This is a genomic window from Stella humosa (assembly GCF_006738645.1).
GTDB classification, from domain to species: domain Bacteria; phylum Pseudomonadota; class Alphaproteobacteria; order ATCC43930; family Allostellaceae; genus Allostella; species Allostella humosa.
This window is the reverse complement of the sequence record NZ_AP019700.1, coordinates 1,338,669-1,361,397: the sequence shown is the minus strand read 5'-3', so window position 1 is coordinate 1,361,397 and position 22,729 is coordinate 1,338,669. Positions and strand designations below refer to the sequence as shown.

21 protein-coding genes are annotated in these 22,729 nt (G+C 71.8%); 4 read left to right on the top strand and 17 right to left on the bottom strand.

Translation table 11 applies throughout. From position 1 onward, the window contains the following. Nucleotides 1–9: 9 nt before the first annotated feature. From STVA_RS06430 to STVA_RS06410, 5 genes are all read right to left on the bottom strand, one after another. Nucleotides 10–585: a hypothetical protein gene (locus STVA_RS06430; RefSeq protein WP_123689421.1), complete on the bottom strand. Its 576-nt coding sequence runs from the start codon at nt 583–585 to the stop codon at nt 10–12. Between the two features lie 7 nt (nt 586–592). Then, the gene (locus tag STVA_RS06425; protein ID WP_123689422.1) at nt 593–943 is read right to left on the bottom strand and encodes a hypothetical protein; all 351 of its coding nucleotides are present in this window, start codon (nt 941–943) and stop codon (nt 593–595) included. Between the two features lie 11 nt (nt 944–954). Next, nucleotides 955–1,410 (bottom strand): CopD family protein, encoded by a 456-nt coding sequence (locus STVA_RS06420; RefSeq protein WP_123689423.1) that lies wholly within the window; start codon nt 1,408–1,410, stop codon nt 955–957. 18 nt (nt 1,411–1,428) lie between these two features. After that, nucleotides 1,429–1,758: a heat shock protein HspQ gene (gene hspQ, locus STVA_RS06415; protein WP_123689424.1), complete on the bottom strand. Its 330-nt coding sequence runs from the start codon at nt 1,756–1,758 to the stop codon at nt 1,429–1,431. Between the two features lie 136 nt (nt 1,759–1,894). After that, complete coding sequence (locus STVA_RS06410; protein ID WP_142235683.1) at nt 1,895–2,722, bottom strand: class I SAM-dependent methyltransferase; 828 nt, start codon at nt 2,720–2,722, stop codon at nt 1,895–1,897. A 154-nt stretch (nt 2,723–2,876) separates the two neighbouring features. Here STVA_RS06410 and STVA_RS06405 point away from each other — a divergent pair, with 154 nt between their 5' ends. Both STVA_RS06405 and bfr read left to right on the top strand, forming a co-directional pair. Further along, entirely contained in the window at nt 2,877–3,227 is a 351-nt protein-coding gene (locus STVA_RS06405) for a DUF423 domain-containing protein (RefSeq protein ID WP_123689426.1), read from the top strand. A 700-nt stretch (nt 3,228–3,927) separates the two neighbouring features. Continuing rightward, nucleotides 3,928–4,407, top strand: a complete 480-nt coding sequence (gene bfr, locus STVA_RS06400) for a bacterioferritin (protein ID WP_123689880.1) — start codon at nt 3,928–3,930, stop codon at nt 4,405–4,407. Between the two features lie 4 nt (nt 4,408–4,411). On the opposite strand, the gene STVA_RS28535 is transcribed toward bfr, so the two are convergent. Next, the gene (locus STVA_RS28535; RefSeq protein WP_123689427.1) at nt 4,412–4,603 is read right to left on the bottom strand and encodes a (2Fe-2S)-binding protein; all 192 of its coding nucleotides are present in this window, start codon (nt 4,601–4,603) and stop codon (nt 4,412–4,414) included. Nucleotides 4,604–5,028: 425 nt separating this feature from the next. Here STVA_RS28535 and STVA_RS06390 point away from each other — a divergent pair, with 425 nt between their 5' ends. Further along, nucleotides 5,029–5,919, top strand: coding sequence for a hypothetical protein (locus STVA_RS06390; protein WP_123689428.1), 891 nt, complete (start codon nt 5,029–5,031; stop codon nt 5,917–5,919). 30 nt (nt 5,920–5,949) lie between these two features. On the opposite strand, the gene STVA_RS06385 is transcribed toward STVA_RS06390, so the two are convergent. From STVA_RS06385 to STVA_RS06360, 6 genes are all read right to left on the bottom strand, one after another. Then, a complete protein-coding gene (locus STVA_RS06385) occupies nt 5,950–7,431 on the bottom strand; it encodes a class I adenylate-forming enzyme family protein (RefSeq protein WP_170216429.1) in 1,482 nt (493 codons plus the stop codon). Nucleotides 7,432–7,467: 36 nt separating this feature from the next. Continuing rightward, nucleotides 7,468–8,937, bottom strand: coding sequence for a class I adenylate-forming enzyme family protein (locus STVA_RS06380; protein WP_123689430.1), 1,470 nt, complete (start codon nt 8,935–8,937; stop codon nt 7,468–7,470). Between the two features lie 89 nt (nt 8,938–9,026). Continuing rightward, a complete protein-coding gene (locus STVA_RS06375) occupies nt 9,027–10,466 on the bottom strand; it encodes an NAD-dependent succinate-semialdehyde dehydrogenase (RefSeq protein ID WP_123689431.1) in 1,440 nt (479 codons plus the stop codon). A gap of 60 nt (nt 10,467–10,526) precedes the next feature. Further along, nucleotides 10,527–11,213: a class I SAM-dependent methyltransferase gene (locus STVA_RS06370; RefSeq protein ID WP_123689432.1), complete on the bottom strand. Its 687-nt coding sequence runs from the start codon at nt 11,211–11,213 to the stop codon at nt 10,527–10,529. 77 nt (nt 11,214–11,290) lie between these two features. Continuing rightward, nucleotides 11,291–11,821, bottom strand: a complete 531-nt coding sequence (locus STVA_RS06365; RefSeq protein ID WP_123689433.1) for a GNAT family N-acetyltransferase — start codon at nt 11,819–11,821, stop codon at nt 11,291–11,293. Beyond that, nucleotides 11,818–12,390 carry a helix-turn-helix domain-containing protein gene (locus tag STVA_RS06360; RefSeq protein WP_245978293.1) on the bottom strand — a complete coding sequence of 191 codons (573 nt, stop codon included), beginning with the start codon at nt 12,388–12,390 and terminating at the stop codon, nt 11,818–11,820. Before STVA_RS06360 ends, STVA_RS06365 begins: the two co-directional genes overlap by 4 nt. A gap of 81 nt (nt 12,391–12,471) precedes the next feature. On the opposite strand from STVA_RS06360, the gene STVA_RS06355 reads away from it, so the two are divergent. Further along, nucleotides 12,472–13,326: a nitroreductase family protein gene (locus STVA_RS06355; RefSeq protein ID WP_123689435.1), complete on the top strand. Its 855-nt coding sequence runs from the start codon at nt 12,472–12,474 to the stop codon at nt 13,324–13,326. Between the two features lie 78 nt (nt 13,327–13,404). Here the strand turns inward: STVA_RS06355 and STVA_RS06350 are convergent, their stop codons facing one another. The 5 genes from STVA_RS06350 to STVA_RS06330 all read right to left on the bottom strand — a co-directional run bounded on the left by STVA_RS06350 (nt 13,405) and on the right by STVA_RS06330 (nt 22,701). Next, complete coding sequence (locus STVA_RS06350) at nt 13,405–13,848, bottom strand: hypothetical protein (protein WP_123689436.1); 444 nt, start codon at nt 13,846–13,848, stop codon at nt 13,405–13,407. A gap of 85 nt (nt 13,849–13,933) precedes the next feature. Continuing rightward, entirely contained in the window at nt 13,934–17,683 is a 3,750-nt protein-coding gene (locus tag STVA_RS06345; protein WP_170216430.1) for a PAS domain S-box protein, read from the bottom strand. 75 nt (nt 17,684–17,758) lie between these two features. Next, the gene (locus tag STVA_RS06340; RefSeq protein ID WP_123689438.1) at nt 17,759–19,438 is read right to left on the bottom strand and encodes a thiamine pyrophosphate-binding protein; all 1,680 of its coding nucleotides are present in this window, start codon (nt 19,436–19,438) and stop codon (nt 17,759–17,761) included. A gap of 103 nt (nt 19,439–19,541) precedes the next feature. Further along, on the bottom strand, nt 19,542–20,762 hold the full coding sequence (locus tag STVA_RS06335; RefSeq protein ID WP_123689439.1) for a hypothetical protein: 1,221 nt from the start codon (nt 20,760–20,762) through the stop codon (nt 19,542–19,544). Next, nucleotides 20,749–22,701 (bottom strand): acetate--CoA ligase family protein, encoded by a 1,953-nt coding sequence (locus STVA_RS06330; protein ID WP_123689440.1) that lies wholly within the window; start codon nt 22,699–22,701, stop codon nt 20,749–20,751. The genes STVA_RS06335 and STVA_RS06330 overlap by 14 nt, the downstream gene beginning before the upstream one ends. Nucleotides 22,702–22,729: the final 28 nt, after the last annotated feature.

The window sequence follows — 22,729 nt, the reverse complement described above, 5'->3', positions numbered from 1 at the left end:
GTGGCCGTCCTAACGGATCGTGCGCAGTAACCGGACGAGTGCCACGGACACCAGCAGCAGGATCAGCGCGCCCGCGAAATCGCTTATCATCACCGAAAGCAGATTGACCGGCAGGTCGCGCGGCGGCTCCAGGCCCAGCAGGATCAACTGGCTGTTCAGGAAGGCAGAATTGGCGAAGGCAGACAGCGCGGCAATGGCCGGCAGGTGCCACCAGACCAAGTCATGCCAGGGGTGGCGCACCCCCGTCACGTACGAGAACAGCCGGATCGACAGCCACGGCATGACGCCGACCGCGCCCGCCACCAGGGCCAGCGCCAGAGGGCCGATCCCCGGCAATGCGGTCAGCACCCCCGGAATGGCACCGAAGGCCATGCCGACCACCGCCCGCCAGCCGAGCAGCATGACCAGCAGGACCTTGATCCCGCCGGGCACGAAGATCCAGTGCAGATAGTCCTCGTCATGGGTCCAGGGAAAGAAGACCTCGTTATTGAGGTAGACTGATATGGCCCAGATCACCGCCGACAGGACGACAAGCCCCGCATCGACCGCCGTAGGGTGCGTCCGACCGACGCGGTCGACCCCCATCGGCCGTCTAGCTGCCCGACGCGAGGTGGGTGTCCAGCGACCAGGAGACGAGGTTGAGGTTGCGCTGCGCCTTCTCGGTCAGGCGCACTTCCTTGCGGACGCGACTGCCGTCGGCATAGCGGATCTCGACCCAGTCATTGTGCTCGAGATGGCGCAGCCGCTTGGCCACCGTCATCGGCGCGCCCAGGTCGCGGTTGCGCACGACGTCCGAAATATGCACCGCCGTGCCCGAGGCGATGACGCCGCCGATGGCGACCAGCACCCGCCGCTCCTCGGGCGAGAGTTCCCGCAACTGGCTTCTGCCTTCCGCCGCCGCAATGATGTTATGCAGCGCGAACAGGGTCTTCTTGAGTTCCATACTGCACCGCCCTAGAGCCAGCGTCCGCCGGCCCCGATCAGAACCGTGAATGTGCCCAGCCACATGTTGATCGTCACGATCACGCGGATCTGGTCCAGGCTGCGCGCGGCAGCCGGCCAGTCCTTGTTCGCCACGGCACGCTCCAGCCGGCGCCGGGGGGCGAACCAGAGATGCGCGAAAAGCAGCATCATGACGATGCCGCTCGCCTGCATCAGATGGACGTGGACCCCGAAGGAGCCGAAGCCTTGCACGCTTAGTATGCCATATCCGCTGATGACGAGCAGCAGGATCGCACCCCATACGAAGCGAAAGAAGCGGCCCAGCACATCGGCCATGAATGGCAGCCGGATCGGCGGGTCGAAGGCGCGGGCCGCCGGCCGCAGGCAGTAATGCGCGAATACCATTCCGCCCAGCCAGACGCAGGCGGAAACCGCGTGCAGGGCCACCAGCGTGCCGACCGTACCCATCGTCCTATCTCCCCGCCATCAGTGACCGAGGCCGGGCCGCGGCCGATAGCGGCCATCGGCCAGCTCGCCGAAAAGCTCCCGCACCTGCGGGTGGTTGACCGGCCGCCCGGTCTCGTCCGGCAGCAGGTTCTGCTCTGAGACGTAGGCCACGTAGGTCGACTGCTCGTTCTCGGCCAGCAGGTGGTAGAAGGGCTGGTCCTTGCGCGGCCGCAGGTGGGCCGGGATCGACTGGTACCACTCGTCGGTATTGGAGAATTCCGGATCGACGTCGAAGATCACCCCGCGAAACGGGTAGTAGCGGTGGCGGACCACCTGTCCGAGCGGATATTTGGCCTGGCGTTCGATCATCGTTGCGAATTCGGGGGCGGTTTGGGGGAAGGCGACCCGACGCGGCCCTGGTGGGCGCGCCCGCCGACCGCGACTCTAGCGGCAAGCCGGGCCGCTTGTCTCCCCCTAGCGCTGGCCCTGGCGCTGGACCCCGCCGCTACCCGCCGCCGCCGGCGGTCAGGAACAGCCAGGGCGTCGGCCCCGACCGCCATTCCCACAAGGCCAAGATGCGGTCCAGCTCGGGCGACCGGTCCATCCCGGCGGGCAGGTCGAAGGGCATGAACTGCTGGCGGCGCATCTCGATGCGGTGCGTCCCGCGAAACCGCTCGACCAGCAGGTCGGACATGCCGCGCTTGAAGCAGTCATGCGCTTCGACCAGCACATCCATGCCGTCCAGCGCCGGGTAGGCGGCAGGGTCGAGCAGCGCGTCCTCGGCCCCCTCGATGTCGCAGACGACCAGCACCCGCTGGCCCTGCCAGCGCGCGAAGTCCGCGCCCGACAGGGTGCCGCCGATGGTGATGCGGCCGGCCATCCCGTTGCGCTCGGCCAGACGGCGGCAGGCGGCCTGGGCCAACGGGTTGGTGTCGAAGGCCAGGATGCGCGTGGCCGGCATGCGCCGGGCCATGCCGACCGTGTAGTAGCCCTCCGCGCAGCCGATATTGACCACCACGTCATAGGGCGCGGCGACGATGCGCTCGACGATGTCGTGCAGTTCGCGCTCGTAGGAGCCGAGCAGCTTGGGCACGTGGCAACCCTCCAGCACCTCGATCAGGCCGACGAGACCGGCGAACGGCCCCCCCTGCACCGTGCCGCGGAATTCCTGCAGCAGGCGATCGCGGAGCAGCGTCGCCCGCCAGCGCGACAGCATCGGCAGCGCCTTGCCCAGACGCTGGCGGTTGGCGAGATCGGGATTGGCGATGTCCTCGGCCAGGTAGCCGACGACGCGGTCGTCCAGGTCGTTGACGGGGCGGGCCGGCGCGGTCACGACCGGTCGCCCGCGCGCAATGCAGGCTTGGCTCTCATCGGCGCAAGCATGCCACGAGCCGGCAGCGGCGCGAAAGGTCGCGGAACGCACGCCACGGCGATTGCCGCCGTCGCCATCGGGCGCCATCCGGCCAATCATGCTAAAGGGTCCCCGCATGCCAAAGGGTCCCCGCCTCCTCCGTCTTCTCGTCGTGCTGGCCGGCCTGTTCGGCGCCGGCGGCGTTGCCACCGCGGCCCTGGCCGCCCATGGCGGCGGCTCGGAGCTGCTGCGCACCGCCTCGCTGTTCCTGATGGTGCATGGGGCCGCGATCGCGGCGGCCGCGGCGCTGGGCGCCGCCTGGGCGGGCGGCGTCATGGCGCTGGGCACCGCGGTATTCTGCGGCGACCTGGTCCTGCGCGTCTGGCTGGGGCAGCGGCTGCTGCCCATGGCGGCCCCGGCGGGCGGGGTTCTGATGATCCTGGGCTGGCTTCTGCTTGCATGGCAGGGCCGGGCCAGGCAAAAATAGCCCTGGTATCTGGTGTCGTGGATTTGGTGTCGCGGCCGGGCGGACGACCCCTGCCGATCGGCCGCCGGCCGCGACACCACCGTTCGATCGCCGATCCGCTGGGTCATGCGGGGTTTCCCTGTCGCGAAACCGCGAACCCCCGCCGGAGCGACGATCGTCCGGGAACGATCTGGATGGTTTGGTGCCGCGACCGGACGGGCGACCCCTGCCGACCGCACGCCCTGTCGCGGCACCGCCGCACGATGACCGACCCGCTGGGTCCGCCGGGGTTCCCTGTCGCGAAACCGCGAACCCCGGCCGGAGCGATCATCGCCCGGATGCGAAAGCCTCAATTTTGGTACCGCGGCCGGACGGACGACCCCTGCCGACCACCCGCCCTGCCGCGGCACCGCCCGAACCTCCACCACATCCGCTGGGTCGACGGGGATCGTCCTGGGGACGGCCCGTCCGGAGCGATGGCGCCCGGGTATCCAGCCCACCCCGGAATGCGCGACCTGTGCCGCGCTTCCCGGGACCGGCCGTCTTATCGCGGGGACACCCCCTCCCCCCGAAGGGAGCCCGTCGCCACGCGAATAGGAACGAATGTCATCAATGACTTACGAGTCATTTGCAGAGGACAGAATCCGCCGCCGCGGCGTATGTTCCAGTCATCGGCGCGCCCGGCCGCGTGGGCGCCACCAGCTTTCAAGGAGACGGCATCGTGAAGACTGACGCCGAGGTCATCGTCCACCTCAATCGCCTGCTCAAGAACGAACTGACGGCGATCAACCAGTACTTCCTGCATGCCCGCACCCTGAAGCATTGGGGCTTCGAGCGGCTGGGGAAGAAAGTCTACGAGGAATCCATCGGCGAGATGCGCCATGCCGACCGGCTGATCCAGCGCATCCTGATGATCGACGGCCACCCCAACCTGCAGGATCTGGGCAAGCTGCTGATCGGCGAGAACGTGGTCGAGTGCCTCGAATCCGACCTGCGGCTGGAGAGCACCGCCCGGCGCGACGTGCTGGCCGCCGTCGCCCACTGCGAGCGGGTGCAGGACTATGTCTCGCGTGAGATCGTCGTGGCGATCCTCGAGGACACCGAGGAGCATATCGACTTCCTCGAGACCGAGCTTGGCCTGGTCGAGAAGGTCGGCCTGCCCAACTACCTGCAGAGCCAGATGGGGGATCATTCCGCCTGATCCCCTAGTCGGCGCCGGCCAGCATCGGCCGGTCGGCGCAGGCAGAGGCCAGCATCTCGCGGATCGTGGGAAGGCAGGTGCCGCATTGCGGAGCATTCCCGCAGCGGCGGAACACTTCCCCACATCGCCGGGCACCGGCCGCCGCGGCGGCGCGGATTTCGCGATCGGAGATGACGCGGCAACTGCAAACGATCATGACACCCAGCAACTGCGAACCATTCGCAGAAGATATTACGCGGACGCCTGGGCAAGATCAAGTGCGAATGCGAGCGATTCCTGCTGGCGGTGCCGGGCGGATGCCAAAGGCCGGGCTGATGCCAAAAGAAAGTGGGCCGGGACTCTCGCCCCGGCCCACCGGCTCCGGCAGGGCCGGCATGGCGGACGGGAGGGACGTCCGCCGCATGATCCCCGACATCGGAGCCTGAAGGGCGGCTGCCTTGTGGGGCGCCGGCCCTCTCGCTACCAGAGATGGGGATGGGCCGGCACCGACCAAGGCGGCGCCTGTTCAACTGCGCGTGAGGCAACCGCGCGTGGGGCAACTGCGCGTGGGGCGGCGGCCGCGATTTGCGCTATGCATGGCGGGCCGGCACCGGGTCGCATCGCGCGCGGGGAGCATCTTCGGTGATCGTCTATCTGTCCACGACCGACCATGCCTATACGATCGGCGACTATCTCGAGGGGCCGGGCGCCCATCAGGCCGGCCGCATCGTCCATCGCACCTATGTCGACATCCTGGGCGCCGGCACGGCCGGGCTGGCCGGGATGGTGCCGGCGACGTGGATCTTCTCGGACCTGGAGCGGCTGCTGCCGCCGCTGGCGACGCGCGCGGCCGGCCTGTGGCGGCACCTGGAAGCCGCCGGCTGCCGCCTGTTGAACCATCCCACCCGCGGCCTGCGGCGCTACGAGATGCTGCGCGTGCTCCATGACCGCGGCATGAACGACTTCGACGTCTGCCGCGTTACCGACCGGCGCCTGCCGCGCCGCTATCCGGTCTTCCTGCGGCGCGACGACAACCACTCCGGCCCGGTCAGCGCCCTCATCGGCGACGCCCCGGACCTGCGCCATGCGATCGGCGAACTGCACGAGCGCGGCTGGCCGCGGCAGAAGGCCATCATCGTCGAGTTCTCGGACACGGCCGATTCGCTGGGCCTTTATCGCAAGTACGGCGCCTTCCGCATCGGCGAGGCCATCGTCCCCGGCCACATGGACACCAGCCGCGGCTGGTCGGTGAAGGATGCCGACCTGGACTGGCCCGAAGAACGCGCGCGCGAGCTGCGCTTCCTCGACGACAACCCGTGGGAGGCCGACATCCGCCGCATCTTCGAGCTGGCGCGGATCGACTATGGCCGGATCGACTTCAGCGTACGCCCGGACGGCCGTTTCATCGTCTGGGAGATCAACACCAACCCGCTGATCGCCAGCCCCGCCAGCCTGCGGCCCGATCGCGCGCCGGTGGCCCAGCGCCTGTTCCCCCAGATCGCCACCGCCTTCGAGGCGCTCGACGGGGCCTGACCGCGGGCCGGCCGGCCCGTGGTCACGCCGTCAGGCCCCGCCCGGGCCGTTGATCCGTTCCGTCAACAGTTGGCGCAGGGCCGGGCCATCGACCTTGCCGGTGCCCGTCAGCGGAAAGGCCTCGACGAGGACGATATGCTGCGGGCTGCGCCGGGGGCCCAGGCGGGCCCGGCAATGATCCTTCAGGGCCGCCACGTCGACCGCGCCGCGGCCGATGATCGCTGCCGCCGGCATCTGCTGGGAGCGCACCGAGGGGAGGGCCACGACCGCCACGTCGGCCACGCCGGCATGCTCGCGCAGCACGTCCTCGATCTCGACGGGATAGATCTTCACGCCGCCGAAGTTGATCCGGTCGTCGAGGCGCCCGGTCAGGAACAGCAGGCCGTCGCCATCGAAGCGGCCGGCATCGCCCGTCCGGAACCAGCCCTCGCGGAAGCTGCGGTCGCTGGCGGCCGCGTCGCCGAGGTAGCGGGTGGCGGCATTGGCGGTACGCACGCGGATTTCGCCGACGGCCCCCGCCGGCACCTCCAGGCCGGTCTCGTCGAAGATGGCGATCTCGCATCCCGGCATCGCCCGCCCGATCGTCGCCAGGGCCCGGTCGAGGTCTTCGGGCCGGGCACAGGCGCTGACCCCCATCTCGTTGCTGCCATAGGTGATGTAGAGGTTAGGGGTCAGGCGGCGGCGCACCGTCTTGCGTTCGCCCACGCGCAGCATCGCGGTCGACACCGCCAGGCAGCGTATGCCGGGCAGCAGCAGCGGCCCGTCCGGCGCGATCCCGTCCAGCAGGTAGCGCAGGTGGCCGGGCGTCGCCTCCAGGTGGGTGATCGCGTGCCGCTCGACCAACCGCACGAAGCCCGCGATGTCGGTCGGCAGCCGCAGCGCCACCACCGTGCCGCCCGACAGCAGGACGCGCATCGCCGCCTGGCGGCCGAAGGCGAAGTGGAGCTGCAACAGCGGCAGGTGGCGGTCACCCGGCCCCTGCCCCAGGGCACCGATGACGCCGCGCGAGCGGCCGAGCTGCTGGGCATGGGCGATCGGCACCGCCTTGCGCAGGCCGGTGGTGCCGGACGACAGGTTGATCTGGGCCGGCCGCTCGCCGCCCGGCTGGCGCATGTCGGCCGCGACGGCCCCCGCACCCGCCGCCAGCACCTGGGCGAACGGGGTGGCCGGCCGGGCCCGGTCCCCGCCCGGCCAGTCGCCCACCAGCAGGCCGGCCTGGGCCAGGTCGAACAGGCGGTTGGCTTCCCCGGCCGGGCTGTCGGGATCGAGCTGGATCGGCGCGAAGCCCCCCAGCATCGCCCCGCTGAGGGCGACCAGCATCGCTGCCGGCTCGCGGATCGCCAGCGCCACGACGTCGCCCGGCACCAGCCCCGCCGCGGCCAGGCCGGCGGCGAATGCCGCCATCCGATCCACCAGCCCGGCATAGGACAAGGTCTCGACTTCCGTCTCGATCGCCGGGCGGTCGGGGCCGGCCGCCGCCAGCGCCAGGATCGGATCGACCAGATTTTCCAAGGACCGCTTCTCGTCAGGCACGACCCCAGCCCTCCCTCATCCCCCGGGCAGGGCAAGGCGGTCGCGCAGGGCCCGCACCATCACCTTCCCGGTCTCGTTGCGCGGCAGTTCGGCGAACTTGAATATCCGGCGCGGCACCTTGGCGCGCGGCAGCCGGCCGCGGCAGTAGGCGTGCAGGTCCGCCACCGCCACGTCCCCCCGCAGCACGACGACGGCCACGACGATCTCGCTGTACCGCGGCGCCGGCATGCCGAAGACCACGGCATCGGCCACCGCGGGATGCGACCGCAGGACCGCCTCCACCTCGAACGGATAGACCTTCTGGCCGCCGACATTGATGCGGTCGTCGACCCGTCCAGTCAGGAACAGGTGTCCGCCCGCATCGAAGTGCCCGGTGTCGCCCATGTGGAAGCCATCCGCCCGGAAGCCGCGCGCGGTCGCCGCGGCATCGCCCAGATAGGCCTGGGAGATCTGCCGGCTGCGGACGCGGATCTCCCCGATCGTCCCGGCGGGCAGCGGGCGACCGCGGTCGTCGACGACCTCGACCGCGATTCCCGGCAGGGGACGGCCGACGGTGTCGGGCGCCCGGTCCAGTTCCGCGGGGCCGGCATGGGCGACGTGGCCGGTCTCGTTGCTGCCATAGCTCACATGCAGGCCCGGCGTCAGGCGACGGCGGATCTCGGCCCGCATGTCCGCCGGAACATGGGCGCCGCTGATGGACAGCACGCGCACGCCGGGCAAGGCCGGCCCGTCGCCCGGCCCTAGAGCCTCCACAGCCTCCAGCATCACATGCGCATGGCCGGGCGTGATCGCCATGTAGGTCACCCGCTGGTCGCGCAGCAGCGCCATCAGGTCCGCCGCCGAACCCGGCAGAGGATGCAGGACGACCGCGCCCCCGACATCCAGCATGCGGATGGCGGCATGCCGGCTCAGGCCGAAGGACAGGTCGATGACGGGCAGGAAGCGATCGTCGGGGCCAAGGGCCAGCAGGCCTTCCAGCGATCGCGTGCGCTCCAGCATCTGGGCATGGGTGGCGGGTGCGGCCTTGGACGGGCCGGTGGTGCCCGATGTGATCGTGACCTGCGCCAGATGCGCGCCGCCCGGATGGCGGCAGGCCTCGGCATCGCCGGACGCGGGCAGGCTGTCGAGGTCGATCGCCGGCCGGCCGGCCAGAGTGCCGCCCTGCCCCTCCACCAGCGCGGCACTGGCGCCCGTCCGCGCCGCGATCTCGAACAGCGCGGCCGGGCCGGCCTTGAGATCGAGCGGCATGGCGACATGGCCGCCCAGGATCGTGCCGAGGATCGCGCGGAAGGTGGCGGCCGGTGAGCGGGTGGCGATGGCGACCACGGCGCCGGGCGGGAGGCCGTGGGCGGCCAGCCCGATCGATACCCCCGCCATCGACCGGGCGAGGCCCGCGAAGTCGATGGTGCGATCCGGCAGGATCAGCGCCGGCGCCCGGGGCCGCCGCGCGGCATGGTCGAGAATGCCTTCAAGATAGTTGGCCACGGACTGCTGCGTAGCAGGCCGCGGGAGAAAGCGGAAGCCGCCGCCGAGAAGATCCCCGGCGGCGGCGGTCGCGTCTTATCAGAATAGTCTCAGAGCGGGGCGAACTGGGCCACGAACTTGGTGTTGAGATAGGCGTCCAGTCCTTCGCTGCCGCCTTCGGAGCCATGGCCCGAATCCTTGACGCCGCCGAACGGCGTCTCGGGCGTCGAGACGGCCAGGCTGTTGACGCCGACCATGCCGCTCTCCAGCGCGTCGGCCACCGCCGTCGCGGTCTTCTCGGACGCCGTGAAGGCATAGGCGGCCAGACCGTAGTCCAGCCGGTTGGCGCGCTCGATCACCTCGTCGAAGGACTTGAACGACACGATCGGGGCGACCGGGCCGAACGGCTCCTCGTTCATGATGCGGGCGTCCTCGGGCACGTCGGACAGCACGGTCGGCTCGAAGAAGAAGCCGGTATTGCCCTGGCGCTGGCCGCCCGTCTCGAGCTTGGCGCCACGATCGACGGCGTCGCGCACGAAGCCCTCGATGGCCTCGACGCGGCGCGCATTGGCAAGCGGGCCCATCTTGGTGTCGGCCGCCAGGCCGTCGCCCAGCTTCAGGCCTTTGGCCACCGCCGCGAAGGTCTCGACGAAGGACTTGTACTTGCTCTCATGCACGAAGAAGCGGGTGGGCGAGACGCAGACCTGGCCGGCATTGCGGTACTTGCCGCCGGCCGCCATCGTCGCGACCTTCACCGCGTCGACGTCGTCGAACACGATGACCGGCGAATGGCCGCCCAGCTCCATCGTAGAGCGCTTGGCGCCGCGCGCGGCCTGGGCCATCAGCAGCTTGCCCACGGCGGTCGAGCCGGTGAACGAGATCTTGCGTACGATGGGCGAGCCGATCACCTGCTCGGACACCTTGGCCGGCACGCCGAAGACGAGGTTCAGCACGCCCTTGGGCAGGCCGGCCTCGGCCAGCGCGCGGGCGATCTCGACGCAGGTGGCCGGCGTCTCTTCCGACGGCTTGATGACGAGCGAGCAACCGGCCGCCAGCGCGCCCGCGATCTTGCGCATCGGCGTCAGCGCCGGGAAGTTCCAGGGCGTGAAGGCGGCGGCGACGCCGACCGGCTCACGCAGCACCATCTGGCGGGAACCGGGCGCGCGGCCGGGGATGATGCGGCCATAGGCGCGCCGGCCTTCCTCGGCATACCAGTCCATGATGTCGGCCGAGACCATGACCTCGATCTTGGATTCGGCCAGGACCTTGCCCTGCTCGGTCGTCATGCCGCGGGCGATCTGGTCGGCCCGCTCGCGCAGCAGCTGGGCCGCCTTGCGCAGGATGGCGGAGCGATCGTAGGCCGACGTGTGGCGCCACACCTCGAAGCCGCGCTTGGCCGCATGCAGCGCCTCGTCGAGGTCGGCCGGCGAGGCGTGGGTGACCGAGCCGATGGCCGCACCGGTGGCGGGGTTGACGATATCCTCGCCGCCGCCGGTACCGTCGCGCCAGACGCCGTCGATGAAGAGCTGGATGTTCTGCATGGGTTCCATGGCCTTTCGGGCTCGGGTCGGGTGGGGAAGAGGAATGGATATGCCCGGCTGGATATAGCGTCAGTGCCCGCGGCGGACCAGCCGGAACACCGTCTTGGCCTCCGCCAGGTAGTAGAGCCGGTCGTCGGCGGTGTCGTAGTACGGGCTGGGACCGGCGAACGGCACGAACCCCTCGAACCCGAAGCGGCGGTAGCCGACATCGAAGCCGGCGGCGCGGAAGGCCTCGGCATAGTCGTCGACCGCGCGGTCCTGGACCTGGACGTTGGTCATGCCGCCGATGACGTCCCGCCATTTCGGCCACAGGCGGCTGCCGGTGTGGCAGCCGGTCACGGCATAGTAGACGCCGCCCGGCCGCAGCGCCGCGTGGAGTGCCCGGGCATGCCCGGCAATGTCCGGCACGAGATAGATGACCTCGTGGCTGAAGGCGGTGTCGAAGCGGCCAGGATAGTCCGGCAAGGCCGAGGTCAGCGCGTATTCGAGCGGCAGGTCGCCCTTCAGCGCCTCGGCCCGGGCGACCGAGTCCGCCGCGATGTCGACCCCGAGGCCGAAGCGGAACGGGCGCATGGCGTGCAGCATCCGCAGGAAGCCGCCCTGGTTGCAGCCGAAATCGAGCACGGCATGGGCCGTCAGGTCGCGCTCCGGCACCAGGCCGATGAGGTGGCGCCAAACCGGCGAGTGGGCCGGCCCCATCGCGTTCTCGCGGATCGTGTCCTTGTGCCAGGTGGGAATGGTGCCGCTGTCCGCCATGGGAGACCTCTCGTTGCGACTGGTTCGCAACAGAAACGTATCCGGAACATCGACGGCCGGCAAGCCCGGCCTGCCCCCTATTCCACCAACACCTTGTACATGAAGCTGGTGGCCGCCAAGCGCCCGTCCGTCGCCTGGGCGTAGTCCGGCACGCTGCCGGCGAGCGCGTAGCCGAGGCCGGCATAGAGCGCCTCGGCCCCGTCGCCCGTTCGGGTGTCGAGCACCAGCAGCGTGCGGCAGTGGCGGCGGGCCTCGGCCTCGGCCGCCAGCATCAGGGCGCGCGCGATGCCGCGGCGGCGCGCGGCCGGGTGGACCAGCAGCTTGGCGATCTCCGCCCGGTGGCGGCCGTTGGGCGGCATCGCCAGCACGAGCTGCACGGTGCCGACCGGCCGCCCGTCGAGATGGGCGACGAGGAGCAGGCGGTCGCCCGCCGCGATCGCCGGCGCCATGCCCTGCCAGAACGCCAGCGCCTCCGACTGGGCGAACGGCAGCACGAAGCCGACGCTGGCCCCGTCCTCGACCGCGGCAAGCAGGATCGCCGCCAGGTCGGGCAGCAGCGCCGGCAGGTCCGCCGGGGCGGGCTGCAAGATTGCAAGGCCCGCCGTCATGGCCGGCAGATCGCCAGCACATAGCGCGCCGCCGCCGGCCCGGGACAGGCGAAGCGCGTGGCGCCGAACAGCCGGTAGCGCAGGCTGTCGCCCGCATCCAGCCGGTGCGCCCGTCCCTCCACGGCCAGTTCCAGCGCGCCTTCCAGCATCCACAGGTGATGTTCGAGCCCGGCCACAGGCGGCGCGTCGTAACCGATGGCAGCACCCGCCGGCAGTTCGCCCAGGATCATCTCGGCCTGGAAACCGGCGGCGGGCGGCGACAGGCCGCGACGGCGGAAGCCGGTCTCCGGGTCGGTCCAGACCGGCTGGTCGGCGGCGGCCAGCCGGTCTGCCGGCCGCGTCTCGACCTCCGCCAGCAGGCGCGACATGGTGCGGCCGTAGGCGGTGCAAAGGCGACCCAGCAGGGCCGCCGTCGGGCTCGTCTCGCCCCGCTCCAGGCGCGACAGGGTGGCCCGGCTGATCCCACTCTCACGGGCAAGGTCGTCCAGCGACCAGCCATGGTCCTGGCGCAGCGCGGCCAGGCGCGCGGCCAGCCGGTCATCCAGGTTGCGATCGTCGGCCACCGGCATTCTCATATTCGGGATATTTTCTCACAACGTCGCGTCCGTCAAGAGCGGCATAGTGCGGGCAACGAAGACCGGAGGAACGCCATGGCCGACGACCCGCCGCCTGCCCCGACCACCGCCCAGCTCTGGGATGCCCGCTTCGGCCTGGCCCCGCCGGATGGCGTGCCGGAAGCGGTGCCGCCGGCCCTGGCGCGCATCCTCGGCCGCCGCACCATCCGCCGCCTGAAGCCCGACCCCATCCCGGACGGCCTGCTGGCATTGCTGCTGGCCTGCGCGCAGTCGGCGCCGGCCAAGTCCGACCTGCAGCAGTATTCGATCCTGGTGGTGAAGGACCCGGCCCGCCGGGCGGCGATCGCCTCCTGGCTGCCGGCGCAGCCCTGGGTGGCCGAGGCCCCTGTGTTCCTGGTCTTCCTGGGCGACATGCGGCGCGGGCGGCGGATGGGCGAGCTGCGCGGCCGGCCCAATGCCAACGACAATGCCGACAGCTTCATGAATGCGGCGGTCGACGCCGGGCTGGCGATGGAGACGTTCCTGCTGGCATCGGAGGCGGCGGGGCTGGGCTGCTGCTGCATCAGCATGGTGCGCAACCGCATCGACGACCTGGCGGCCCTGCTGGAGCTGCCGGATGGCGTCTTCCCGATCGCCGGCTTCTGCCTGGGCTGGCCGGCCGCCGAGGGCCGGGTGTCGATGCGGCTGCCGCCGGCGGCCGTCGTCCATGTCGACCGCTACGACGACGCGGCACTGCCCGAGCTGATCGAGGCCTATGACCGCCGGCGCCATGCCCGCGCCCCGGTGGCACCGGCCTCGCAGCGCCATGGCGAACGCTACGGCATCGTCGACTATTGCCCCTGGTCGGAGAACGTGGCCCGCCAGCTATCGGTGCCGGAGCGGGCGGGCTTTCGCGACTTCCTGGCGCGGCACGCGATCGCGCTCGGCTGAGGCGGGCGCGGAAATGGCTCGGGCCCGCTCGCCGCGCGGCGAACGGGCCCAGCCCCGGACGGGCTGATCGGGTCCGTATCAGCTCGCCCGAAGGGTGCAGGCGCTGCGGCGCCGGTGGTGGGTCATGACCTCGTCGATGGTGCTCTCGACGGTGAGCGAGACATCGCCCATGCGATAGACCAGGGGGGCGACCGCGCCATGGCTGATGGCGATCGGGGCGGCGATCGGCGCGCCGTACTTGCGCATCGCCGCCTCGTGCAGCCGGCGCACCTGGTCGGGCGTGGCGGCAACGCGGTAGGACACGGCCACGACCGAGCCGCGGCAGAAGGACAGGTCGGCGCGCGGCGCCTGGCCGACCGGGTTCAGCGTGCGGACGTCGTCGGCGAAATGCGCCATCAGGCCGGCTTCCTCGGCGACGGCGGCCTGGCCGCGCGTCTCGGTGGCGGCGAAGGCGCCGATCCCGGAGGCGATGGCGACGAGGAAGGCGGCGGCGCGAAGGGCGGTCTGGAGGGGGCGGTTCATGGTCCGGGCTTCCGATGGGGGCGGTTGAAAACCGTTGTCCCCCTCGGTCGCGCGAAGCCGCCGGATGGTTCAGAAGATTCTCGGCCTATCGTCCATCCAGGACGGCCCGCACCTTGGCCGCCAGGCCGTCGCGGCGATAGGGCTTGCTCAGCAGCGGGTAGCCGGCATCCTCCGGCCCGCCTTCGATCACGCCCTGGTCGGCGTAGCCGGACGTCAGCAGCACCGGCAGCCCGGGGCGCAGGCGGCGCGCGGCGTCGGCCAACTGGCGGCCGTTCATGCCGCCCGGCATGATGACGTCGGTAAAGAGCAGATCGATGTCGGCCGGCCCCTCGACCACCGCCAGGCCCTCCGGCCCGGTGGCGACCGCGGTCACGCGATAGCCCAGCGCGAGCAGTTGGCCGAGCGCGTTCTCGCGCACCAACTGGTGGTCCTCGACCAGCAGGATATGTTCGGCCGCGCCCGTCGGTGGGCGCGTCGGCGCCGCGACCGGGGCCGCCGGCCGGGCGGCATTGGCGCGCGGCAGGTAGAGCCGCACCGTCGTGCCGACCCCGACCCCGGTCTCGATGATGGCATGGCCGCGCGACTGCTTGACGAAGCCATAGACCATGCTGAGGCCGAGGCCGGAGCCCTTGCCCACTTCCTTGGTGGTGAAGAAGGGATCGAACGCGCGGTCGGCCACGTCAGGCGGCATGCCGGTGCCGGTATCGGCCACGAACAGCATGACGTAGCTGCCGGGGGTCACCTCCTGGTGGGCGCGGGCATAGTCGGGGTCGAGCACGACGTTCTCGGCCGCGATGGTCAGGCGTCCGCCGTCGGGCATGGCATCGCGGGCATTGAGCGCCAGGTTGAGGATCGCCACCTCGAGCTGGCCCGGGTCGACCATCGCCGGCCACAGCCCCTCGGCCACGGCGATGGAGAAATCGATGTTGCCCGAAAGCGTGCGGCGCAGCAGCGCTTCCATGCCCGGCAGCAGGGCCGCGAGGTCGACGATCCGCGGCTCCAGCGCCTGGCGGCGGGCAAAGGCGAGCAGGCGCCCGGTCAGCTCGGCCGCGCGCTCGCCGGCCGTCGCCGTCATCTCGGCCAGGGGCAGCAGGGCGGGATCGTCGGCAAGTCCTTCCACCAGCACCTCGGCATTGCCGATGATGACGGTCAGCAGGTTGTTGAAATCATGGGCGACGCCACCCGTGAGCTGACCCACCGCCTCCAGCTTCTGCGACTGGCGCAGGCGCTCGTCCAGCTCCCGGCGCTCGGTCACGTCGGTCATGCTGCCCAGCATGCGCAACGCCGCGCCCGTCGCGTCACGGATGACGAAGCCGCGGTCGATGACCATGGCGAAGCTGCCGTCGCCACGGACGAAGCGGTACTCGTCCATCCAGCTTCGCCCATCGCCGTCGATGATGGCGTGGATGCCCCCGACCACGCGGTCGCGGTCGTCGGGATGGATGCGGCTCGTCCAGGATTCCGAGCAGGGCTGCACTTTCGCCGGATCATGCCCGAAGATCGTCAGCAGTCCGTCGTTCCACCAGATCGCGTCCGACGCCATCTCCCAGTCCCAGATGACGTCGCTGGTCGCCTGGGCGACGAGCTGGAAGCGCTCCTGGCTGACGCGCGCCGCGGCCTCCACCTTCTTGCGCTCGGTCACGTCGCGCTCGACCGCGACCCAGTTGGTGAACCAGCCGGTGGCATCGGCAATAGGCACGATGTCCAGCTCCAGCCACATCTCGCGGCCGTCCTTGGTGTAGTTCACCAACTCGCTGCGCACCGGCTGCCAGTGGCGCATCGCCTCGTGGATCCGGGCGAGCTCCGCGCGGTCGGTCTTCGGCCCCTGCAGGATGCGCGGCGTGGCGCCGATCGCCTCCGCCCGGGTGAAGCCGGTGCGGCGCTCGAATGCGGCGTTGACATAAACGATGCGCGGCCCGTCCGGCGCCTCGATCGGCTCGGCCTCGGTAATCAGGATAAGGTCGTTCAGGCGCGAGACGGCCGTCTCCAGCAGGCGAAGCTGCTCCAGTGCCGCACGCTGGCTGGCGATCAGGCGGCAGCGGTCGACCGCCAACGCCACGGGCCGCGCGATCGCCTGCGACAGCGACAGCACCGACGCCGAGAAATCGCGGCCGTCATCCGCCGGCCTTGCCACGGCCAGCACGCCGATCACCCGCTCGCCGCCGGCCCGCAGCGGCACGCACAGCAGCGCCAGGCGGCCGCTGCCGCCTGCAAGTTCGCCCAGGGCGGGGTCGTCCGCCGCCGCGACCGCGGCGAACGGGCCATCGGCGGCGGCGATGCGGCGGACCAGTTCGGGCACGGCGGACACCGCGCCTGCCTGTGGCAGCGCCGGCCAGTCGCCGCGGACCACCACCACGTCCGGCGGGCCGTCCCGCCCGTCGCCGACCCAGGCGACACCGCGCGTGGCCTCGCCCGCCGTCATCAGCGCGTCCAATGTCGAGGCCAGAACGCCGTGGCTGTCCTGCTCTTCGGCAAAGCCGCGCGACACCGCGTCGAAGCTGCGGAGCGCACCGCGCATCGACGCCACCGATTCGTCGAGCCGCGCCAGTTCGGCCACCGGCGTCGCCAGCGGCGGCCGGGCCGAGAAGTCCAGCCGCGCCACCGCCTCGGCCTCGCGGGCAAAGGCCTCGACCGGGCGGGCCACCAGGCGCGCCGCCAGCCAGACGATCGGCACGGCCAGTGCCAGGGCCAGCGCGCAGACCAGCAGCAGCCGGTCGCGGATGGCGTTGGGCCCGGCGCCCAGTTCGTCGGTCGCAGCCGCGATGGCCAGGGCCAGCCCATGGGTATCCAGGGGGGCGAGCGCCGCCCGCCATTCTCGGCCGCCGACTTCCACCAGGCCCGAGAAAGACTGCGGATCGGCCCGCCAGCGCTCGGCCAGGGCGGTCACCACCGGCGAGTTCAGTTCGGACGCCATCGGCAGCTTGCTGTGGTCGACCGGGCCGTTGCCCGGCCGCGACACGACGATGCGCCGTAGCCGCTCCGCGTCGGCGTCCGCCAGCACCACGCCCGCGCGGTCGACCACCACGGCCTGGGTCGACGGCACCGGGCGTCCGGCCGGCAGGCGGAGGGAAAGGTCCCACAGCGACAGGTCGACCCCGGCCACCGCGCCCGAGGTGCTGCGCTTGGCAGCACTGATCCCGGGCGAGCCGGTGGTGAAGAAGCGGTAAGGATGGGTGACGATGGTGCCGTCGGCGGCCGATGCATCGACGAACCAGGGACGCAGGCGCGGGTCGAAGTGGAACTCCGGCCGGCGCCGGGTCTCGATCAGGCCGAGATCGCCATCGAGATAGTCGAACCGCTGGCCGCCCTCGCTCGACCATTGCGCCAGCCAGATGGCGCCGGCCGGCAGGCTGAGCAGGCGGGCCAGGACGTCCGGCTGGCGCCCGGCCAGCGGCCCGACCGGGCGCAGCAGGACGAAATCGCCGTTCGGCCAGCCGACATAAGCGGCCGAGATGTCGCTGCCGGCGCGCAGGATCGCCGCCAGTGAATGCAGGTCGGCACGGCTGTCCCCCATGGGTGCGTGCAGCCCCACGCGGCTTTCTTCGGCCGTGGCGGCTTGGGCGATTGGGTCGGCCGCCAGCGCCTCGGCCGCATTGCGCGCCGTCCCCTCCAGCCGCCGCAGTTCCTGCAGGGCCAGGTCGGCCGCGCCGGCGAAGGACGCCATGGTCGCCTCGTCGACCAAGGCGCGCGACTGCCGGCTGGCGACGACGCCCAGCGCGAGCGAGACGGCCGCCAGCAGCGTCAGGAACAGCGCGCCGATCTGCACGCGCAAGGGCGCGCGCCAGCCGCGGAGCAGCGTCATTCCTGCCAGAGGTGGGGTCTTGGCCACGGGCATGTCCGCCGTCCTCGACTGCCCGGCCACCATGTCATGCTGGCAGGCAGCCCGTCGAGGGCGGCGGACCGGCCGCCCCTACTGCTTTGCCAGCGCCCCCTCGCGGAGCGCCGTCAGCGTCGTGCGGGTGGTGATCAGGTCGGGATCGGTCTTCACCTCGATCACCGCCAGCTTGCCGGAATCGCAGGCCCGCTGGAACGCCGGCGCGAAGTCGGCCGTGCGCTCCACCGTCTCGCCATGGGCGCCATAGGCCCGGGCCAGTGCCGCGAAGTCGGGGTTGGTCAACTGGGTGCCGTGCACGCGGGCGGGGAAATCGCGCTCCTGGTGCATGCGGATCGTGCCGTACATGTTGTTGTTGAGGATGACGATGATCGGCGTGGCGCCATACTGGATGGCGGTCGCGATCTCCTGCCCCGACATCATGAAGGCGCCGTCGCCGGCAAAGCCCACCACCCGGCGGCCGGGATGGGTGATGGCGGCCGCGACGGCGGCCGGCACCGCATAACCCATGGCACCCGAGGTCGGGCCGAGGAAACGGCCGGGCCGGCCGAATTGCAGGAAGCGCTGCGGCCAACCGCTGGCGTTGCCGGCGTCCGTCGCGATGATCGCGTCCCGCGGCAGCATCGCCCGCAGCGCCACCATCGCCTCGCCGACATGCATCGGCCCGCCATAGGCGCCGGGCGTAAGCTGCCCCTCATAGGCCGCGCGCGCACCCTTCAGCCAGCCGGCCCAGGCGCTGCCATCGACCGGGGGCAGCGCCGAGACGGCGGCGGCGAATCCCTCGACGCCGGACTGGATGCCCAAGGTCGGGCGGAACACGCGGCCCAGTTCCTCGGCCGAGGGATGGACGTGGATCAGCGTCTGGCGCGGCTCCGGCGAATCCAGCAGGTCGTAGCCCTGGGTCGTGATCTCGCCCAGGCGCGCGCCCACCGCGATCAGCAGGTCGGCGTCCTTGGTCAGCTTCGTCAGGTCCTTGGCTGCACCCGTGCCGAGGTCGCCGACATAGATCGGGCTCTGGTTGTCGACCACGTCGAAGCGGCGGAACGAGCAGGCCGTCGGCACGCCGTTCGCCTCGGCCCAGGCCTGGATGGCGGCACCCGAGCGGTCCGTCCAGTCGCCGCCGCCCACCAGCAGCAGCGGCCGCTTGGCGGCAGCCAGCATCGCGCGCAGGCGGGCCATGTCGTCGGGGCCGGGATGGGCCTTGGCCGGACGATGGGGGCCGGGCACGGTCGCCTCGGACAGGTCGCGCAGCATGTCCTCGGGCAGGGCCAGCACGACGGGGCCGGGGCGGCCGGAGGTGGCGATGTGGAAGGCCCGGCTGACATATTCCGGCACCCGGTCGGCGCTCTCGATCTGGCCCACCCACTTGGCGAGCTGGCCGTACATGCGGCGGAAATCGACCTCCTGGAAGGCCTCGCGCTCGGCCTGGTCGCGCGCCACCTGGCCGATCAGGACGACCATCGGCGTCGAATCCTGGTGCGCGGTATGGACGCCGATCGAGGCGTTGCAGGCGCCCGGCCCGCGCGTCACCAGCAGCACGCCGGGCTTGCCGGTCAGCTTGCCATAGGCCTCGGCCATGAAGGCGGCCCCGCCCTCCTGCCGGCAGGTGATGCAGCGAATGTCGTCGCGCGCGTCGTAGAGCGCATCGAGCACGGCGAGGAAGCTCTCGCCCGCCACCTGGAACACCGTGTCGACGCCGTTCACCTTGAGCGTGTCGACCAGCAGCTGCCCGCCGGTGCGGGCGTTGGCGCGCGTCATTCCTGTCGTCTCCCTGATGGGTTCTGGATGGGGTCGAAACGGATGGCGGCAGTTAGCGGCCGGGTCGGCGCCAAGTCAACGCCGCGAGGCGCCGGGTGCGGTTCTACCGGTGCGTCACGGCAAGGGCGGCGATCGCCGCCGCCGCCAGGCTGTCCGGCCGGCGGTCGGCGGCGGGAAAGTGCACCAGGCCGGCCTTGGACGCCCCGTCCAGCATACGGCCGTCCGGCAGGCGGCCGGCCGGGGCGATGAAGCCCAGGCGCGTGCGGTCGGCCAGCCAGGCGACCGTGTCCGCATCGACAGGCCCGTCGCCGAACAGGACCAGGTCGACGGCCGGATGGCCAAGGCCGCGCCGGGGCAGGCCTGCCGCCTCAATCTCGACCACGGCGGCATCGACCGACTGGTGGTCGACCAGCAGGGCCAGGGCATCGGAACCCCGCCGGTCGTCGAGGAAGAGGGTGAGCCCGCCGACCGACAGGCCGTGCCGCGTCGCGATGCCGACCGACCTGCCGACCGCCGCGAGCGCGGTGCCAAGGATGGCCGCCACGGCGTCGCCATTGCCGCCGATGACGGCAAGGATCGGGATGCGCCCGTTCGCCGGCGGCGGATAGAGATGGTCGAGATACCGGGCGGCCAGCGCCGCCCCGTCGCCATGGGCCGCCAGGGCCGCGGGCAGCAGCCCGGGATCGAGCGCGGTCAGCATTCCGCCCGCCGCCGGGAAGGGCTGTCGGACATCGGCGATGGTCAGCTCGACGACCGCCAGCTCGATCTGGCAGACCGCCGCCGCGCGCTCGACCAGGCGGACGTTGAGGGGATGGGCCGCGGGCGGCCCCTGGACCGCGACGCCGTCGAGGACGATGAAGCGGTACGCCTGGCCGCGAACGGCGGCGGACACCAGGACCCCGCCGGGTGGCAGGGCGGCATAGGCGGCAGCAACGGCAGCCGCGCCATCGGCGGCACCCGATGGCCGCGACAAGGCGCCCGAGCGGATCGGCCGCAGGACGACGGGCCCGTCGACGACGGCCGCCCGGGCGACCGCGTCCGCCACGGAGGCGGCGGCCGCGCTCTGCGGCACGGGCAGCCCCGCCTGGGTCAGGGCTTCATGGGTCAGCCACCGGCTGTGGCAGAGCTGGGCCGCCAGGAACGGCGTGCGGTCGCTGAACTGGTGGTCGAAGCGGCAAAGGTGCCGCCCCTCGCCGACATGCCAGAGGCCGTCGCCGCCGTCCCGCGGCGACAGCCCGCGCAAGGCCGCCTGGCGCAGGATCGCCTGCATCGCCGGCACCCTGTCCCAGCCGGCATGGCGGCCGGCGGCCTCAGTACCCACCATCGGTCCACCTGACGTCGCCATGGTTCCCACCCTGATGCGCCACGGCAATCCGGTCGATCACGATACCGTCCGCCGCCATGGCGAGCGAAGCCCGCGCGGCCCCGATGCCGGCCAGCACGGCCGCCGCCCGCTCGGCCAGCGCCCCCGGCCGGTCAGCGAGGATCGCCAGATCGGCCCGCTCGTGACCGAACCCCTGCGCCAGCAGGGCGGCCGGCTCGACCACCACCACCACGGCACCGATCGCGGGGTCGTCGACCAGCCGGCGCACCCGGCCCGCCTGGTTGCGTCCTGGATCGACCAGCGGCAGCCCCGCCGCCATGTAGCGGCTGGCCGTCGCCAGGCCCGGGGCCAGGCCGTGCCGCTCCAGCCGGGCGGCGGCGGCCAGCGCCGGCGCTTCCATTTCGCCGCCGCCGACGAAGACCAGGATCGGGATGGTGCGGGGCCCGCCCGGGCCATCCGCGCCGGACGGGCCGAACGGGCACGGGCACGGACAATCGAGCAGATGGTCGAGGTAGCGGCCCAGCACGGGCGTTTCGGCGCCATCGGCCACCATGTGATAGCGCAGGCCCGGCGAACGATTGACCTCGCAGATGCCGCCCCCCGTCTCGCGCCAGGAACGGGCGATGTCGGGCAGGACCATGTCGATGCCGCAGACGTCGATGCCGACCAGGTCGGCCGCCTGGCAGGCGGCCATGCGGTTGTCGGGGTGGATAGGGCCATCGACCCCCAGGATGGAGCCGCCATGACGCCCCTGCTCGCTCCAGTGCAGCGACACGACCGATCCGGCGGCCGGCACCCCGTCCGGCTCCAGGCCGTGCCGGGCGAGGTGCTCGATGATCTCCGGCGTCCAGGCGATCGGGCGCTGGATCGGCCGCGGCCGCTGGCGCCGGGGTATGCGATTGGCCTCGTCCACCAGTTCGCGCAGCGAGCGCCGCCCGTCGCCGACGAGGCGTCCCGGCGTGCTGACGACCGCCGCCACGAACCGACCGTCGATCGTCAGGAGGCGATAGGCAAGGCCCGGCAACTGCGCCTCCACCGCGATATCGGGCGAGTACGCACTAGCCGCGGCATACGCCGCGCTCACGTCCTCCGGCGTCGTCAGGCCGATGGTGACGCCGCGGGCATTGCTCCGGTCGAGTGGCTTCACCACGACCGGGAAACCGATCTCGGCCGCCGCCGCCCGGGCCGCGGCGGCATCGGCCACGCGAACCTGTCGCGCGACCGGCAGGCCGGCGCGCGCCAGCCGCTGCACGGTCCGGTCCTTGCGCTCCCCCAATATCGCGCCCGGATACATTGTGCGCATGGTGACGGTATGGCGCAGGCGGACGGCCCGGCGCCCTTCGCCGATCACGCCGACCGGCCCGCGCGGCCCGCCCCGCCAGACATGGCCGCGCGCCTCGACCGCGCGGACCGTGGCCGCCCGTTCCAGACGCCCGAAGCGGTCGGAGGCCGTGCCGCAGTGGGCCTCCAGCCACCGCTCGACGGGCTGGTCCGCCACCTGCCCGGCGATCGCGCAACGCAGCAGTTCCACCGCCAGGCCCAGCACCGCCTCGGCCCGCAGCGCCACGCCGTTCTCGATCAGGACCAGCCAGCGCGGGCGCCCCGCGGGCGGCAGGGCGTGCACCCGGGCGGCGAGATCGCTGCCCTGGGCCAGCAGCGCCACCATGATGCCGGCGAAGGCGCGTGGCAGCGGGGCCGGCGATCCCGTGACCCGCGCCATCCGGAACTCATCCTCCAGATCGCTGCCCAGGGTCGACAGAAGGGCGCCGACCACTTGATGGTCGCAGGCAGCGTCGGGGGCGGTCTCGATCGTGACGGCCAGGGCCGGGCGGCGGCCGAGGCTGTTGCCCGCCGCAACCGACAGGTGGCCGATGACGGTCAGCGGGCCGGCCGCACCGGCCCCGGCGTTCCCTCCATCGTCCTCCCGGCCTGTTGGCACCCCGCGCCCCTCTCCATGCGGTTCCAGG

Bases quoted from the DNA above. Each gene is read 5' to 3' on its own strand.
- STVA_RS06430 (WP_123689421.1), bottom strand. From the start codon at position 585: ATGGGGGTCGACCGCGTCGGTCGGACGCACCCTACGGCGGTCGATGCG.
- STVA_RS06425 (WP_123689422.1), bottom strand. From the start codon at position 943: ATGGAACTCAAGAAGACCCTGTTCGCGCTGCATAACATCATTGCGGCG.
- STVA_RS06420 (WP_123689423.1), bottom strand. From the start codon at position 1,410: ATGGGTACGGTCGGCACGCTGGTGGCCCTGCACGCGGTTTCCGCCTGC.
- hspQ (WP_123689424.1), bottom strand. From the start codon at position 1,758: ATGATCGAACGCCAGGCCAAATATCCGCTCGGACAGGTGGTCCGCCAC.
- STVA_RS06405 (WP_123689426.1), top strand. From the start codon at position 2,877: ATGCCAAAGGGTCCCCGCCTCCTCCGTCTTCTCGTCGTGCTGGCCGGC.
- STVA_RS28535 (WP_123689427.1), bottom strand. From the start codon at position 4,603: ATGATCGTTTGCAGTTGCCGCGTCATCTCCGATCGCGAAATCCGCGCC.
- STVA_RS06375 (WP_123689431.1), bottom strand. From the start codon at position 10,466: ATGGAACCCATGCAGAACATCCAGCTCTTCATCGACGGCGTCTGGCGC.
- STVA_RS06370 (WP_123689432.1), bottom strand. From the start codon at position 11,213: ATGGCGGACAGCGGCACCATTCCCACCTGGCACAAGGACACGATCCGC.
- STVA_RS06365 (WP_123689433.1), bottom strand. From the start codon at position 11,821: ATGACGGCGGGCCTTGCAATCTTGCAGCCCGCCCCGGCGGACCTGCCG.
- STVA_RS06360 (WP_245978293.1), bottom strand. From the start codon at position 12,390: ATGCCGGTGGCCGACGATCGCAACCTGGATGACCGGCTGGCCGCGCGC.
- STVA_RS06355 (WP_123689435.1), top strand. From the start codon at position 12,472: ATGGCCGACGACCCGCCGCCTGCCCCGACCACCGCCCAGCTCTGGGAT.
- STVA_RS06350 (WP_123689436.1), bottom strand. From the start codon at position 13,848: ATGAACCGCCCCCTCCAGACCGCCCTTCGCGCCGCCGCCTTCCTCGTC.
- STVA_RS06345 (WP_170216430.1), bottom strand. From the start codon at position 17,683: ATGCCCGTGGCCAAGACCCCACCTCTGGCAGGAATGACGCTGCTCCGC.
- STVA_RS06340 (WP_123689438.1), bottom strand. From the start codon at position 19,438: ATGACGCGCGCCAACGCCCGCACCGGCGGGCAGCTGCTGGTCGACACG.
- STVA_RS06335 (WP_123689439.1), bottom strand. From the start codon at position 20,762: ATGGTGGGTACTGAGGCCGCCGGCCGCCATGCCGGCTGGGACAGGGTG.